At 63.3% G+C, this 17,703-nt stretch carries 1 protein-coding gene and 1 pseudogene; both read left to right on the top strand.

Translation table 11 applies throughout. The features are described from left to right. Nucleotides 1–18: 18 nt before the first annotated feature. Nucleotides 19–15,873: pseudogene (locus tag ACOYXE_RS10040) on the top strand (non-ribosomal peptide synthetase); the annotation flags it as partial. Then, nucleotides 15,865–17,667 (top strand): thioesterase domain-containing protein, encoded by a 1,803-nt coding sequence (locus ACOYXE_RS10035; RefSeq protein WP_460929808.1) that lies wholly within the window; start codon nt 15,865–15,867, stop codon nt 17,665–17,667. The pseudogene ACOYXE_RS10040 and the gene ACOYXE_RS10035, both read left to right, overlap by 9 nt. Nucleotides 17,668–17,703: the final 36 nt, after the last annotated feature.

The raw sequence follows: 17,703 nt of genomic DNA, 5'->3' as shown, positions 1-17,703 counted from the left end.
GCCACCCGCGTTGGCCAGATCGATGTGCCGGCCAACGGCATTCTTCCCGGCAGCACGCACATCACACCGGCGATGGTCACCTTGGCCGAAGTGGATCAGCCGACCCTTGACCGCTTGCTCGCCGAGGTACCGGGCGGCGCCGTCAATGTGCAGGACATCTACCCATTGGCGCCGTTGCAGGAAGGCATTCTCTATCACCACGCGAGCAACGAGCAGGGCGATCCCTACGTCATGCAATCGTACTTCGCGTTCAGCAGCCATGAGCGTCTGCAGGACTTCGCTCAAGCCTTGCAAAAAGTCATCGATCGCCACGACATCCTGCGCACAGCGGTGCATTGGGAGGGGCTGGACGTGCCGCTGCAAGTGGTCTGGCGTCAGGCACAGTTGCCGATCGAAGAGGTCGTGCTGGCAGACGGCGCAAGCGCTGCGCTGCAGCAACTGCACGAGCGTTTCGATGCGCGGCATTTCCGTCTGGACGTCCGGTGCGCGCCGATGATGCGTCTGGCCTACGCATGGGACGAGGACGGTCAGCGCGTGGTCGCGACGTTGTTGTTTCATCACATGGCGTTGGACCACTCGGCACTCGATGTAGTGCGTCACGAACTGCTCGCCTGCCTCACCGGCCAGGATCAAACGCTCGGGCGCCCGGTGCCGTTTCGCAATTACGTGGCGCAAGCGCGGCTGGGCATCAGCGAAGCCGAGCACGAGGTTTTTTTCCGCGAGATGCTCGCTGACATTGCCGAGCCGACGCTGCCCTACGGTTTGCAGGATGTGCAGGGTGACGGCCTCGGCATCGCCGAACTGAGCCTGCCGATCAACCCGTTGCTCGGCCAGCGTCTGCGCGCGCAGGCGCGGCAGCTCGGCGTGAGTGCCGCGAGCCTGTTTCATCTGGGCTGGGCGCAGGTACTGGCGGCGCTCACCAGCAAGCCAAACGTGGTGTTCGGCACTGTGCTGATGGGCCGTATGCAAGGCGCCGAAGCCACCGAACGGGCGCTGGGGATTTTCATCAATACCTTGCCGCTGCGAGTCGATGTCGATGCGCAGGGCGTGCGCGCCGCGGTGGAGGCGACGCACAAACGCCTGACCACACTGATGCGCCACGAGCATGCGCCGCTGGCACTGGCCCAGCGTTGCAGCGGCGTGGTCGCGCCGACGCCGTTGTTCAGTGCCTTGCTCAATTACCGCCACAGCCACACGGCGGCGACCGCAAGTGCCGAGACCCTGGCGGCGTGGGAAGGCATCAGCACGATCAGTTCCGAAGAACGTACCAACTACCCGCTGACCCTGAGCATCGATGATTTCGGCGACGCGTTCAGCCTGACATTGCTGGCCACCACCGAGGTCGATCCACAGCGCATCTGCGATTACCTGCACTGCGCCCTGGAAAGTCTGGTGTTGGCACTGGAGCAGGCGCCGGACACCGCGCTCAACCAATTGCCGATTCTGCCGACGGCCGAGCGCGAGCAGGTGCTGCTGACGTTCAATGCCACTCACGCCGACTACCCGGCGACGTTGACCATCGCCCAACGCTTCGAGGCGCAAGTGGCGCAGCGGCCCGAAGCCGTGGCCGCGCAATACCTCGGTGAGCAATTGAGTTACGCCGAACTCAACCGGCATGCCAATGCCTTGGCCCATCATCTGATCGCACTGGGTGTGAAGCCCGATGATCGCGTCGCCATCGTCGCCCGCCGTGGCCTCGATACGCTGGTCGGGCTGGTCGCCATTCTCAAGGCCGGCGCCGGTTATGTACCGGTCGACCCGGCGCACCCGGCCGAGCGTCTGCACTACTTGCTCAGCGACAGCGCCCCCGTCGCAGTGCTCACCCAGAATAATCTGCGGGAGCGCTTGCCGGCGCTGGCGGTGCCGGTGATCGATCTTGACCCGCGCACCTGGCCGCTGAGCGAGACCCCTGATCCGCAGGTGCTGGCTCTGACCGCCGCTCATCTGGCCTACGTGATCTACACCTCCGGTTCCACCGGCCTGCCCAAAGGCGTGATGGTCGAACACCGCACCTTGTCGAATCTGGTCGATTGGCATTCCAGCGCGTTTGATCTGTGCGCCGGTCGCCACACCTCAAGCCTTGCCGGGTTCGGTTTCGACGCGATGGCGTGGGAGGTCTGGCCGGCGTTGTGTGCCGGCGCGACCCTGCACCTGGCACCGACTCACGAAGGCAGCGAGGACATCGATGCGCTGCTCGACTGGTGGCGCGCGCAGCCACTGGACGTGAGTTTTCTGCCAACGCCAGTCGCCGAATATGCTTTCAGCCAGAACCTTGAACACCCGACACTACGCACACTGCTGATCGGTGGCGACCGCTTGCGCCAGTTCAGCCGCAATCAGCAATTCGATGTGATCAACAACTACGGCCCGACCGAAGCCACCGTGGTTGCGACCTCCGGGCTAATCGAGGCGGGTGACGCCTTGCACATCGGCAAACCGGTGACCAACGCCACGGTGTACCTGCTGGATGAACAGCAGCGTCCGGTGCCGATTGGCGTCATGGGCGAGTTGTATGTCGGCGGCGCCGGGGTGGCGCGCGGTTATTTGAACCGCGCCGACCTGAGCGCCGAACGCTTCCTCCATGACCCGTTCAGCGCCTTGCCGAATGCGCGCATGTATCGCACCGGCGATCTCGCACGCTGGCGCGCCGACGGCACGATCGAGTACCTGGGGCGTAACGACGATCAGGTGAAAATCCGCGGCGTGCGCATCGAACTCGGTGAAATCGAAACCCGCCTCAATCAGTTGCCCGGCATTCAGGAAGCGGTGTTGCTGGCGCGTGAAGATGAACCCGGCCAACCGCGACTGGTGGCGTATTTCACCGAGCAGAGTCAGGTTGAACCGCTGGCGGTGGCCGAGTTGCGTGCGCACCTGTTGACCCAGCTGCCGGAGTACATGGTGCCGGTGGCCTTCGTCAAACTCGACGCACTGCCGTTGACCGCCAATGGCAAGGTCGACCGCAAGGCCCTGCCGAAACCCGAGCGTGCGGCGCTGTTCACCCGCGAATACGCGGCACCGCACAACGAACTGGAAAGCGCCTTGGCACAGATCTGGGCGCAGGTGCTGCAAGTCGAGCGAGTCGGGCGTCAGGACCATTTCTTCGAACTCGGTGGTCACTCGCTGTTGGCCATGCGCATGGTGTCCCAGGTTCGCCAGCGTCTTGGCGTGGAACTGGCGCTGGGCGATCTGTTCGCCAACGCCGAACTGGCAGCGGTTGCCGAGGCGGTGGCGCAGGCCGGGCGCAGCACGCAACCGGAGATTGTCGCGGTGGCCCGTGACGGCGCGTTGCCGCTGTCGTTCGCCCAGCAACGCTTGTGGTTTCTCGCACAAATGGAAGGTGCCAACACCGCGTACAACATTCCCATCGGCCTGCGCCTGCGTGGGCAACTGAATGAGCATGCGCTGCAACAAGCCTTGGCGCGTATCGTTGCGCGTCACGAAACCCTGCGCAGCCGTTTCGCCCAGTTCAATGACCAGGCGCAAGTGCTGATCGCCCCGGTCGACAGCGGTCTGCTGCTGCGCGTTGAAGACCTGCGCCAACACCCGCAACCGGACCAGGCCTTGCAGGCGCTGATTCAGGGCGAAGCCTCGGGGCCGTTCGATTTGGAGGACGATGCGCTGATTCGCGGACGGCTGGTGCGTCTGGCCGACGATCATCACGTGCTGTTGCTGACGATGCATCACATTATTTCTGATGGTTGGTCGATGGGCGTTTTGACCCGCGAACTGATGGCGCTGTATCAGGCCTTCAGCCAGGGGCAGGCGGATCCACTGCCGCCGCTGCCGCTGCAATACACCGATTACGCGGTGTGGCAGCGACGCTGGCTCAGTGGCGAGGTGTTGCAGCGCCAGAGTGAATACTGGCAACAGACCTTGGCGGGCGTTCCGGCACTGTTGACGCTGCCGACTGACCGCGTCCGGCCGGCACAGCAGGATTACGCCGGCAGCACCGTCGACGTGGTGCTCGACGAACGCCTGAGTGCCGGGCTCAAGGCCTTGGCCCAGCGTCACGGCGTTACCATGTACATGCTCATGCTCAGTGCCTGGGCGAGTCTGTTGAGTCGTTTGTCCGGGCAATCGGAAGTGGTCATCGGTTCGCCGGTGGCCAACCGTACCCGCGCCGAGATCGAAGGCTTGATCGGCATGTTCGTCAACACGCTGGCCTTGCGTATCGATACCTCGGGCGCTTTGAGCACCGAGGCGCTGCTGGCGCGGGTCAAGGCGCGGACGTTGGATGCGCAAGCGCATCAGGATCTGCCGTTCGAGCAAGTGGTGGAAATCACCCGGCCTGAGCGCAGCATGGCGCACAGCCCGTTGTTCCAAGCGATGTTCAGTTGGGACAGCGGCCATGGCGCGAGCCTGAGTCTGGGCGAGCTGACGCTGGAAAGCGTCGCCGAACCAAGCCACTTTGCCAAATTTGATCTGTCACTGACGCTGGCAGAGGTGCCGGACGGGATTCGCGGTGTGCTGGAGTACGCCGTTGCCTTGTTCGATGAGTCGACTATTCAACGTTACGTCGGCTACTTCCAGCGCCTGTTGCAGGCGATGGTCAGCAATGATCAAGCGGTGCTGGAGCAGGTGGCGTTGTTGGCGGATGACGAGCGTCAGCATCTGCTGTTCGATCTCAACGCAACCGCCGTCGCCCACGATCTCGAGCAGACCGTTCATGGTCGCTTCGAAGCGCAGGTGTTGCGCACGCCAGACGCTGATGCCGTGGTGGCCGGTGAATTGCGTTTGAGTTACTCCGAACTGAACCGCCGCGCCAACCAACTCGCCCATCACCTGCGCCAGTGCGGCGTGGGTAGCGATTCGCGGGTGGCGATCTGTGTCGAACGCGGGCCGCAGTTGCTGGTCGGTCTGCTGGCGATTCTCAAGGCTGGCGGCGCTTATGTGCCGCTCGACCCGGGGTATCCTGCCGAACGTCTGGTCTACATGCTTGAGGACAGCGCACCAACGGTGCTGCTGGTGCATGCGCCGACGCGTGCGCTGATCGGCGAGTGGGCGGGCGTGCAGGTCGATTTCGACCAGTGCACCTGGCAAAACCTGGCGCAAAACAATCCGCAGGTACCCGGCCTGAGCGCCGCGAACCTGGCTTATGTGATTTACACCTCCGGCTCCACCGGTACACCGAAAGGCGTGATGGTCGAGCACCGCAACCTGGGCAATCTGCTGCACTGGAGCGCCGGACTGTGTCCGCTTTCTACCGGCGCCGCGCTGTTGCAGAAAACCCCGTTCAGTTTCGACGCCTCGGTATGGGAACTGTTCTGGCCGTTGAGCTGCGGGATGCGCCTGGTTCTCGCCGGCCCGGATGATCACCGCGATCCGGCCGCGCTGGTGCAACTGATTCGTGAGCAACAGGTCAATGTCGTCCAGTTTGTACCGGCGCTGTTGCGGCAATTCCTTGAAGTGGAAGAGGTGGGCGAGTGCCGCAGTCTTACTGATGTGTTTTGTGGCGGCGGTGAGCTGACTGCCGCGTTGGTGCGCAGCGTCCGCGAGCGTCTGCCGCAGGTACGCCTGCACAACGTGTATGGCCCGACCGAAGCCACCGTCGACAGCACCGTGTGGACGCTGGAGGCGGATTCGCCGGTGCCGGACGGCACGCCGCCGATCGGCAAACCGCTGTGCAATACCCGCGTGTATATCCTTGATGCTCATCAGCAACCGGTGCCATTCGGTGTGGTCGGTGAGATGTATCTGGGCGGTGGGCAGGTGGCGCGGGGGTATCTGAATCGGCCGGAGCTGACGGCCGAGCGCTTCCTTGACGACTCATTCAGCGATCAGGCCGACGCGCGTTTGTACCGCACCGGGGACGTCGCACGGTATCTGGCTGATGGCAACATCGAGTACCTGGGGCGCAACGACGATCAGGTCAAGATCCGTGGTCTGCGCATTGAACTGGGCGAGATTCAGGCGCATCTCGCGCACATTGATGGCGTGCGTGAAGCGGCCGTGCTGGCCCGTGAAGACGTGCCGGGCGATCAGCGGCTGGTGGCGTATTACAGCGGCGAGCCACTGGAAACAGATCAGCTACGCAGCCAATTGCTCAAGCATCTGCCGGATTACATGGTGCCTGCCGTGTTTGTGCATTTGCAGGCCTTGCCGCTGAGCCCCAACGGCAAACTGGATCGTCAAGCCTTGCCGGCTCCCGACCAGACTGCACTGCTGACCCGCGAGTACGAAGCCCCGCTCGGTGAAGTTGAAACGGTCATTGCCGGCCTCTGGGCCGAGCTGCTGAAGGTCGAGCTGGTCGGGCGCTTTGATCATTTCTTCGAACTGGGCGGCCACTCGTTGCTCGCGGTCAATCTGGTTGCGCGCATGCGCCGGGCCGGACTGTCGGTGGATATCCGCGTGCTGTTCGGCCAACCGACGCTGGCCGCATTGGCTGCGGCGGTGGGCGGAGAGCCTGAGGCAGCGGTGCCGGCCAATCTTGTTCCGGCCGATTGCACGCGCATCACGCCCGAACTGCTGCCACTGGTGGCGCTGGATCAAGCGACGCTTGACCGAATCGTTGCGAGTATCCCCGGCGGTGCGCGCAACGTGCAGGATATCTACCCGCTGGCGCCGTTGCAGACCGGCATCCTGTTCCATCATCTGTCGGCTGCGCAGGGTGATCCGTATGTGCTGCAGGCGCAGTTTGCCTTCGCCGACGAGCAGCGTTTGCAGGTATTCACTGAGGCACTGCAACGGGTGATCGAGCGCCATGACATTCTGCGCACTTCGCTGTTCTGGGAAGGCCTTGAAGAACCGGTGCAAGTGGTCTGGCGTGAGGCTTCGCTGGGCTGCGAGGCCTTGCAGCTGGACACCGAAGCGGGCGACGCACTGAGCCTGTTGCGTGAGCGCTTCACCATCGATAACTACCGCATGCCCGTCACCGAGGCGCCGCTGATGCGCGTGGTGTACAGCCGCGATGTGTCCAATCACCGCGTGGTTGCGTTGTTGCTGTTTCATCATTTGGTCATGGATCACGTGGCGCTTGAGGTGTTGCAGCACGAGATGCAGGCGTTTCTGCTGGGCAACGCCGCACACTTGAGCGAGCCGGTGCCGTATCGCAATTACGTGGCGCACACCCGCGCCGGGCTTAGCGCGCAAGAGCACGAAAGCTTCTTCCGCGAAATGCTCGGCGCGATCAATGAGCCGACCTTGCCCTATGGCCAGAATCTGGCCCATGACGGGCCCGCGCAAGAAGCGCAGTTGGCGCTGGAAAACACAATCAGCCACAGCGTCCGGCAACAGGCACGGCGCTTGGGTGTCAGCGCCGCCAGCCTGATGCACCTCGCCTGGGCGCAGGTGCTGGGGCAATTGTCCGGGCGCGACGCCGTGGTCTTTGGCACGGTTTTGCTTGGCCGATTGCAGGGCGGCGAAGGAGCGGAGCGAGCGCTGGGTGTGTTCATCAACACCTTGCCGCTGTGCATCGAACTGAATGCGCACAGCGTTAAAGGTGCGGCGCTGGCGACCCATCAACGCTTGAGTCAGTTGCTCGCTCACGAGCACGCGCAACTGGCGCAGGTGCAACAGTGCAGCGCGATGCCGGCGGGCACGCCGCTGTTCAGCACGCTGCTCAACTATCGTCACAGCACCCCGGTCGGGCCGATATCCGCAGAGGTGCAAGCGGCGTGGCAGGGCATGCAATTGCTGGCAGCCGAGGAGCACAGCAACTATCGCCTGACCCTCAGCGTTGATGATCTCGGCGAAGACTTCCGCCTGAAGGTATTGGCCGGTGCGGGGATTGATGCACAGCGTATCTGCGGGTACATGCAGGGTGCGTTGATGACGTTGCTGGAGGCACTGGAGCACACGCCGCACGTGGGCTTTGACCGGTTGTCGATCCTGCCGGCAGATGAGCGCGAACAGTTGCTGGTGGATTTCAATGCGACCGAGGCTGACTACCCGCGTGAGCTGACGATTGCCCAGCGCTTCGAATCGCAGGTCACCGAGCGTCCGCAGGCTATTGCAGCGCTGTTTGCCGGACAGCCACTGACTTACTTGCAGCTCAATCGCCAGGCCAATGCCTTGGCTCATCACTTGATCGCCATCGGGGTGAAAGCCGATGACCGCGTGGCCATTGTCGCCCGCCGGGGGCTGGATACATTGGTCGGGCTGGTCGCCATCCTCAAGGCCGGCGCCGGCTATGTGCCGATCGATCCGGCGCATCCTGCCGAGCGGATCAGCTATTTGCTCGGCGACAGCGCGCCGGCTGCGGTGCTCACGCAAAGCGATCTGCACAAGAGACTGCCACTGCTGACCGTGCCAGTGATCGATGTCGACCTGTGCGCCTGGCCAGCGCAGGCGCAGCACAACCCTGCAGTGCCGGGCCTGAGCGCTACGCATCTGGCGTACGTGATCTACACCTCGGGTTCGACCGGTCTGCCCAAAGGGGTCATGGTCGAGCATCAGACGCTGTCCAATCTGGTCGACTGGCACTGTGATGCATTCGATTTACACGCCGGCAGCCACACCTCAAGCCTTGCCGGATTTGGCTTCGATGCGATGGCGTGGGAAGTCTGGCCGGCTCTGTGCGCGGGCGCCACGGTGCATCTGGCACCTAATCACGACGGCGCGGAAGACGTCGATGCCTTGCTCGAATGGTGGCGTGCGCAACCGCTGGACGTGAGCTTTTTGCCGACCCCGGTCGCCGAATACGCGTTCAGCCAGAACCTCGATCACCCGACTTTGCGCACTCTGTTGATCGGTGGCGATCGCTTGCGTCAGTTCAGCCGTCAGCAGCGCTTCGCGGTGATCAACAACTACGGCCCGACCGAGGCCACTGTGGTCGCCACTTCAGGACGTATTGAAGTCGGTGCGGCGTTGCACATCGGCCAACCGGTGGCGAACGCGGCGGTGTACTTGCTCGACGAGCAGCAACGTCCGGTGCCCATGGGCGTCCTGGGCGAGTTGTACGTCGGTGGCGCGGGCGTGGCCCGGGGTTATCTGAACCGCGCCGACCTGACCGCCGAGCGCTTTCTGCAAGACCCGTTCAGCAACACGCCGAATGCGCGCATGTACCGCACCGGTGACCTTGCCCGTTGGCGCGAAGACGGCTCGCTCGCCTACCTGGGGCGTAACGACGACCAGGTGAAAATCCGTGGCATGCGCATTGAATTGGGTGAAATCGAGACCCGCCTCAATCGGCTCCCCGGGATTAACGAAGCGGTGCTGCTGGCCCGCGAAGACCAACCCGGTCAGCCGCGACTGGTGGCCTATTTCACCGAACAGACGGGGGCCGAGCCACTGGCGGTGGGCGAGTTGCGCGAGCATCTGCTGGCGCAGTTGCCGGACTACATGGTGCCGGCAGCGTTTGTCCGGCTCGAAGCTTTGCCGCTGACCGCCAATGGCAAGGTCGACCGCCGAGCGTTGCCGAAACCGGATCTGGCCGCGTTGCCGGCCCGCGAATACGAGGCGCCGCAAGGCCAACTGGAAACCGCACTGGCGCAGATCTGGGCCGAAGTGCTGCAAGTCGAGCAGGTCGGCCGTCACGATCATTTCTTCGAACTCGGCGGTCATTCGCTGTTGGCGATGCGCATGGTCTCGCTGATCCGTCAGCGCCTCGGCGTCGAACTGGCGCTGAGTGACCTGTTTGCCGACGCGCAATTGAGCGCAGTCGCTGAAGTATTGAATCGCGCCGGGTGCAGCGCGCTACCGGACATTGTGCCGGTACCGCGTGATCAACCGTTAACGATGTCCTTCGCCCAACAACGCCTGTGGTTCCTGGCGCAGATGACGGGTGGCAACTCGGCGTACAACATTCCCCTCGGCTTGCGCCTGCGCGGCCACCTCCACGTTGATGCCCTGCAAGCGGCGCTGGCACGCATCGTTGCCCGCCACGAAACCTTGCGCAGCCGTTTCATCAGCCTCGACGACAGCGCACACGTGTCGATTGCCCCGGTCGACAGCGGTTTACTGTTGCGCGTGGAAGATCTGCGCCAGGACTTGCAAGCCGAGCACACCGTGCAGGGATTGATGGCGCAGGAAGCCTCGACAGCGTTTGATCTGCACAACGATCCGTTGATTCGCGGACGGTTGGTGCGCCTGGCCGACGATCACTGTGTGTTGCTGTTGACCGTGCATCACATCGTCGCCGACGGCTGGTCGATGGGCGTGCTTACCCGCGAGTTGATGGCGTTGTATCAAGCGTTCAGCCACGGTCAGCCTGATCCGCTGCCGCCACTGACCTTGCAATACGGTGACTACGCCGTGTGGCAACGTCAGTGGCTCAGCGGTGAAGTGCTGCAGCGGCAAAGCGACTATTGGCAGCAGACCCTCGACGGCGCGCCGGCCTTGTTGACGTTGCCCACCGATCGCCCGCGACCGGCGCAGCAGGATTACACCGGCGGCAACGTCGAGGTGTTGCTGGACGAACGCTTGAGCACTGGCCTTAAAACGTTGAGCCAGCGTCACGGCACGACCCTGTTCATGACCTTGACGAGCGCCTGGGCGCTGCTGATGAGTCGTCTGTCCGGGCAAACCGATGTGGTGATCGGTGCGCCGGTGGCCAACCGCAGCCGCGCTGAAATCGAAGGCCTGATCGGCATGTTCGTCAATACACTCGCTTTGCGCATCGACACCTCGGACGCGCCGAGTGTCGAAGCGCTGCTGGCGCGGGTAAAGGCGCGGACACTGGAGGCGCAAGCGCATCAGGATTTGCCGTTTGAACAAGTGGTGGAAATCGCCCGACCGCTGCGCAGTCTGGCGCACAGCCCGTTGTTCCAGACCACGCTGAGCTGGGACAGCAGTGTCGGCCCGCAACTGGCGTTGGGCGAGCTGACACTGGAGGGTGTTGCCGGGCCGGGCGATGTCGCCAAGTTTGACCTGACGCTGACACTGGGCGAGGTCAACGGGGTGATTCGTGGCACGCTGAACTACGCCACGGCGCTGTTCGATGCGCTGACGATCAAGCGTTACATCGGCTACTTCGAACGTCTGCTCGACGCGATGGTTATCGATGATCAAACGGTGCTGGAACGTGTGCCATTGCTGGCAAACGATGAGCGCCAGCGCTTGCTGTACGACTTCAACGCCACGGCGCGTGACTACCCGCAAACACTGACCGTACACGGGGTTTTCCAACAGCAGGCAGCCGCGCATCCCAAGGCTGTGGCGGCAGTGCATGGTGCACATTCACTGAGCTACTTTGAACTCAACGCGCAAGCCAACCGCTTGGCCCATCACCTGATTGCTCACGGCGTGCAGCCGGGCGATCACGTGGCGATTCTGCTGCCACGTTCGCTGGAGTTGCTGGTGGCGCAACTGGCGATCGCCAAGTGCGCGGCGGCCTATGTGCCACTGGACATCAATGCGCCGAGCGAGCGCCAGGCGTTCATGGTCGAGGACTGTCGGGCGGTGGCGCTACTGACTTTGAGCAACGAAGTCATCGACTACGCCGCGCCGCGTATCGATCTGGACACGCTGACCCTCAACGGTCAGCCGACGCACAACCCGAACCTGCTGCAGTCGTCCGAGGCCCTGGCGTACATCATGTACACCTCGGGTTCCACCGGCACGCCGAAAGGGGTAATGGTGCCGCACCGGGGCATCGGCCGCTTGGTGCTCAACAACGGTTACGCCGATTTCAATGCACAGGATCGCGTGGTGTTCGCCTCGAATCCGGCGTTCGATGCGAGCACCATGGACATCTGGGGGCCGCTGCTCAATGGCGGTCGCGTGGTGATCATTGACCATCAAACCCTGCTCGATCCGAATGCCTTCGGCCGCGAACTGAGTGCCAGTGGCGCGACGATCCTGTTCGTCACCACCGCGCTGTTCAACCAGTACGTGCAGCTGATTGCGCAGGCGCTCAAGGGCTTGCGCATCCTCTTGTGTGGTGGTGAACGTGGTGATCCGGCGGCGTTCCGTCGACTGTTGGCCGAAGCACCCGCGTTGCGCATCGTGCATTGCTACGGCCCGACCGAAACCACCACCTACGCCACCACATTCGAAGTGCAGGAAGTGGCGCAGGACGCCGAGAACGTGCCGATTGGCGGCCCCATCGGCAACACGCAGGTGTACGTGCTCGACGCGTATCAGCAACCGGTGCCGATGGGCGTCACCGGGGAGCTGTATATCGGCGGGCAGGGCGTGGCGCTGGGTTACCTGAACCGGCCGGATCTGACCGCCGAGAAGTTCCTCCGCGATCCGTTCAGCGAGACGCCTGGTGCGTTGCTCTATCGCACCGGCGATCTCGCACGCTGGCTGGCACCGGGGCAACTCGACTGCATCGGGCGTAACGATGATCAGGTGAAGATCCGTGGCTTCCGCATCGAACTGGGGGAAATCGAAAACCGCCTGTTGAAATGCCCGGGGATCAAGGAAGCGGTGGTGCTGGCGCGCCGCGACGGTCAGGACGCCACGCGTTTGGTGGCGTACTACACGGCGCACGATGAACCCTTGGACAACGCCGATCTGCACGCGCAGCTGCACGCACGACTGCCGGAATACATGCTGCCGACGGCGTGGGTGCAACTCGACGTATTGCCGTTGAACAACAACGGCAAGGTCGACCGCAAGGCACTGCCGGCACCGACGCAGGAGGCGCTGCTCAGCCGGGTTTACGAGGCGCCGGCCAATCCACTGGAAATCAGCCTCGCACAGGTCTGGGCCGAGGTGTTGCAGGTCGAACAGGTTGGGCGCCATGACAACTTCTTCGAACTCGGCGGGCATTCATTGCTGGCCATGCGCATGCTGTCCCAGGTGCGCCAGCAATTGGGTGTGGAACTGGCGCTGGCTGATCTGTTCGCCAACCCGGAACTGGCGGCAGTCGCCGAAGTGTTGAGTCAGGCCGAACGCAGCAGCTTGCCGCAGATTCTGCCGGCGCCGCGCGATCAGGTGCTGCCGTTGTCGTTCGCCCAGCAACGCTTGTGGTTCCTCGCGCAGATGGACGGCGGCAATACCGCCTACAACATTCCTTTAGGCCTGCATTTGCGCGGCCGACTCGACGCCGTGGCCCTGCAACGGGCATTGGCGCGGATCGCCGCTCGTCACGAAACCCTGCGCAGTCGTTTTGCGCAATTGAACGACGAAGCACAGGTGCTGATTGCTCCGGTCGACAGTGGCCTGCCGCTGATTGAAGAGGATTGGCGGCAACAGCCGCAGACCGACGAGGCATTGCGCGCGCTGATCGAAACTGAAGCTCGCGGACCGTTTAATTTGCAGGACGGTCCGTTGATTCGGGGACGGTTGGTGCGGCTGGCCGATGAGCACCATGTGCTCTTGCTGACGATGCACCACATCATCTCCGACGGCTGGTCGATGGGCGTGCTGACTCGTGAATTGATGGCGTTGTATCAGGCGTTCAGTTACGGCGAGGACGACCCGCTGCCGCCGCTGGCCTTGCAATACGCCGACTACGCGGTGTGGCAACGTCGCTGGCTCAGCGGTGAGGTGCTGCAGCGCCAGAGCGATTACTGGCAGCAGACGCTGGCCGGCGCCCCGGCCTTGTTGAGCCTGCCGACCGACCGTCCGCGCCCGGCGCAACAGGATCATCGCGGTGGCAGTGTCGAGATCGTGCTGGACGAGCAGACCAGCGTCGGTCTCAAGGCGTTGTGTCAGCGTCACGCCGTGACACCGTACATGGTGCTCATGAGCGCCTGGGCAATGTTGCTCGCTCGTTTGTCCGGGCAGTCCGATGTGGTCATCGGCTCGCCGGTGGCCAACCGTACCCGCGTCGAGATCGAAGGGTTGATCGGCATGTTCGTCAACACCCTTGCGTTGCGTGTCGATACCTCAGGTGATCTGACGGGCGCAGCGCTGCTGGCGCGGGTCAAGGCCCAGACCCTGGCCGCGCAGGCGCATCAGGATCTGCCGTTCGAACACGTGGTGGAAATCACCCGACCGCTGCGCAGCCTTTCCCACTCCCCGTTGTTCCAGACCCTGGTGAGCTGGGACAGCAGCGTCGCGCCGGCCCTGGCATTGGGCGGTCTGACGCTGGAAGGCGTGGCCGGGGAAAATCACTTTGTGAAGTTCGACCTGTCGCTGAGCCTGGGGGAAAACCCGCAAGGCATCCGTGGCGCGCTGCGCTACGCCACGGCGTTGTTCGATGAGGCGACCGTGCGGCGTTTTAGTGGTTACTTGCAGCGCTTGCTGAAAGCGCTGGTCAGCGATGACCAAGCTGTGTTGGCGCAGGTCAACCTGCTCGCGGCGGATGAACAGCAGCGCTTGCTCGGCGACTTCAACGCGACGGCGGTTGATTGCCCGGTCGAACAACCGATTCAGAGCCTGTTTGAAGCGCAGGCGCAGCGTCAGCCGGATGCCATCGCCGTGCAGGCTGGCGAACACAGCCTGACCTATCGCGAGCTGAACGCCCGTGCCAACCGTCTCGCGCATCACCTGCGCGAGCAGGGCGTGGGGCCGGATGCGCGGGTGGCGCTGTGCGTCGAGCGTGGACTCGATCTGGTGGTCGGGCTGCTCGGCATTCTCAAGGCCGGTGGCGCCTACGTGCCGCTGGATCCGGCTTACCCGACGGAGCGCCTCGACTTTATGCTCAGGGACTGCGCGCCGGTGGCAGTGCTGGTTCACTCGGCCACCCGATCGCTGTTTGCCGGGACCGACGTAGCTGTGATCGACTTTGACCAATGCAACTGGCACGCGCAATCGGAGGGCAATCCGCAGGTGCCTGGCCTGACGCCTTCGAATCTGGCGTACATGATCTACACCTCAGGTTCTACCGGCACACCGAAAGGCGTGATGCTCCAACACCGTGGCTTGTGCAATCTGGTGCATTGGGGCTCGCAGATTTGCCCACCGACCACAGACGGCGCGCTGTTGCAGAAAGCGCCATTCAGTTTCGATGGCTCGGTGTGGGAGTTCTTCTGGCCGCTGACGGCCGGCGTACGCCTGGTACTGGCACGGCCGGGCGGTCATCGGGAACCGGCGTATCTGGCGCAAGTGATTCGTCAGCAACGGATTACCGTAGTCAAGTTTGTGCCGGCGCTGTTGCAGCAGTTTGTTGAGCTGCAGGAGGTCAGTGAATGCACCAGCCTCAGCGATATTTTCTGTGGTGGCGGCGAACTCACGGCGGCACTGGCCGCTGCCGTGCGCCAGCAACTGCCGTGGGTGCGCCTGCATAACGTGTATGGCCCGACCGAAGCCACGGTCGACAGCACGGCATGGACACTGGAACCGCACATGCCGGTACCGTCATCCGAATTGCCAATTGGCAAGGCCATCTGTAACACCCGTGTGTATGTGCTCGATGCGCATGACCAACCGGTGCCGATTGGCGTCATCGGCCAGTTGCACATTGGCGGCATCGGTGTGGCGCGCGGTTACATGGGGCTGCCGCAGATGCAGGCCGAGCGCTTTATCGACAGCCCGTTCGTGGCCGGTGATCGCTTGTACCGCACCGGCGATCTGGTGCGTTACCGCGCCGACGGCAACCTCGAATTCCTCGGGCGCAACGACTTTCAGGTCAAGCTGCACGGCTTGCGTCTGGAACTCGGTGAAATCGAAGCGCGATTGATCCAGCACCCGCAGGTGCGCGAGGTGGTGGTGCTGATGCGCGACGAGCGTCTGGTCGCGTATTTTACTGTGCGCGAGGGCAGTGCAGTGCCCGCTATCGATACGTTGCGCGCGTTCATTCTCGAGCAGTTGCCGGAGTACATGGTGCCGGGCGCGTTTGTTGCGCTCGACGCCTTGCCCTTGAGTCCCAATGGCAAAATCGATCGTCAGGCACTGCCGGCACCGGGGCTCGACGCCGTGCTCAGCCGCCACTACGAAGCACCGCAAGGCGAGGTTGAAACCGTGTTGGCACGGTTCTGGGCTGAGGTGCTGAATGTCGAGCAGGTCGGACGTCACGACAATTTCTTCGAATTGGGCGGGCATTCGCTGCTGGCGATTCGTCTGGTCAACTTGCTGCAGCGGGCGGGGCAACAGGTGACGCTGGCGGAGCTGTTCCAGCGGCCGAGTATCGAATCACTGGCAGCGCTGATCAGCCAGCGCAGTGGCGTGCCTGAACAGCCGGAAGGACTGGTCGTGGTGCGGCCGGGCGAGGGCGGTAATGCGCTATTCCTGATTCATGAATTCAGCGGCCGGGACGTATATTTCCCGGCATTGGGCCTGCATATCGAGGGCGAGTTTCCGATTTACGGCTTGCCCGGTGTGCCACTGGGGCAGCCGCAACTGCGCACCCTTGAGTGCATGGCCACGCGGATGGTCGGGATTATCCGCTCGGTGCAGCCGCATGGGCCGTATCATCTGGCCGGGTGGTCGTTTGGCGGCTTGCTGGCGTACGAAGTCGCGCAGCAATTGCTCGGTCTCGATGAGGCGGTGGCGTTTGTCGGCCTGCTTGATACTTACGCACCGCATCCAGCCAGCCAGGATAAAACCCGCTGGAGCGGCGAGCATCGCGACAAGCGTCAATTGCTCGAACATTGCCGGGCGCGCTCACAGATGCGCGGTGAAGAAGGGCAGCAAGCATTGACTGACGTCGAAAGGCTTGAGGCTGAAGTCGAGCTGACCGGCTTCGACGAACTGTTCCAGCGCTGCTGCGAACAGCAATTGCCTGACCCGGAACTGGCCGCACTGAGCGCAGCGGATGCCTGGAGTTACTTTGATCGTGAGGCCGCTCATGGCCTGGCACTGGCGCATTACCGCGTCAGCCCGGCCAGCCAGCCGGTGCACTTGTTCCGCGCCCAGGCATTGATGCCGGGACAGGCACAGCCGAGTCCGACCCGTGGTTGGGAGAACAAGGTCGGTACAGGTTTGCTGCGCTGCATCGATGTGCCGGGGGATCACCGCAGCATGATGAAAAACCCGGATATCCAGGCGCTCGGCCAGGCTTTGAGTCAGGCCATGGCGGCGGCGCGGGTCCCGCAACCACAGGTGTATCAGCCAGTATTGACGATCCAGAGTGGGCACGCCGGGCATGCGCCGATCTTCTGTGTGCCGGGGGCGGGCGACAGTGTCACCGGGTTCATTCACCTGACCGAAGCGCTCGGTCCTGAGTGGCCGATCTATGGTCTGCAACCGCGTGGCCTGGATGGTCACGGCGTGCCGCACAGTCAGGTAGAAGCGGCAGCGGCGTGTTATCTGCAAGCCGTCGAGCAACTGTATCCGCAAGGCCCGGTGCATTTGATCGGCCATTCGTTCGGCGGTTGGGTCGCGCATGCCATGGCCACGCAGTTGCAGGCGATCGGACGTGAGGTAGCGTCGTTGACCCTGATCGACAGCGAATCTCCCGGCGGCAATGGCACGGCGGGCAAGCCGTACACGACGACTGCCGCGCTGGAACGCTTGATCGAGACGCTGCAATTGTCCAGCGGCAAGTCCCTGGGCATCGATCCGCTGGCGTTCGCCGAGGCTGACGACACCACGCAAATGCGCCTGTTGCACGAGGGCATGGTGCGTGCGGGTGTGTTGTCTGCGCGTTCGTCAGCGCAGGCGATGCACGGCCCGGTGCGCACCTTCGCCACGGCATTGCGTACGGTCTATCAACCGCAACTGGCCTACACCGGCCCGGTGCGGCTGGCGCTGGTCGATGACCCGACGCTGGATGCGTGGGGCAATCAGCGCGAGCAAGCGGCGATGGTCGAGGGTTGGCAGCGCCAGGTTGCGGATCTGGCGGTGTGGTACGGGCCGGGCAACCACTTCACGATTCTCAAGGCGCCCAACGTCTTCAGTCTCGCGGCGTGGTGGCATGACGGCCTGAAAGTGCCGGCCGGCCAAGTGGTTTCCTGATTGTTGTTTATCTACCAGAGCCCGGCCGCTGGCCGG

The organism is Pseudomonas sp. MC6 (assembly GCF_054790575.1).
This window is presented reverse-complemented; position numbering and strand designations above follow the sequence as displayed.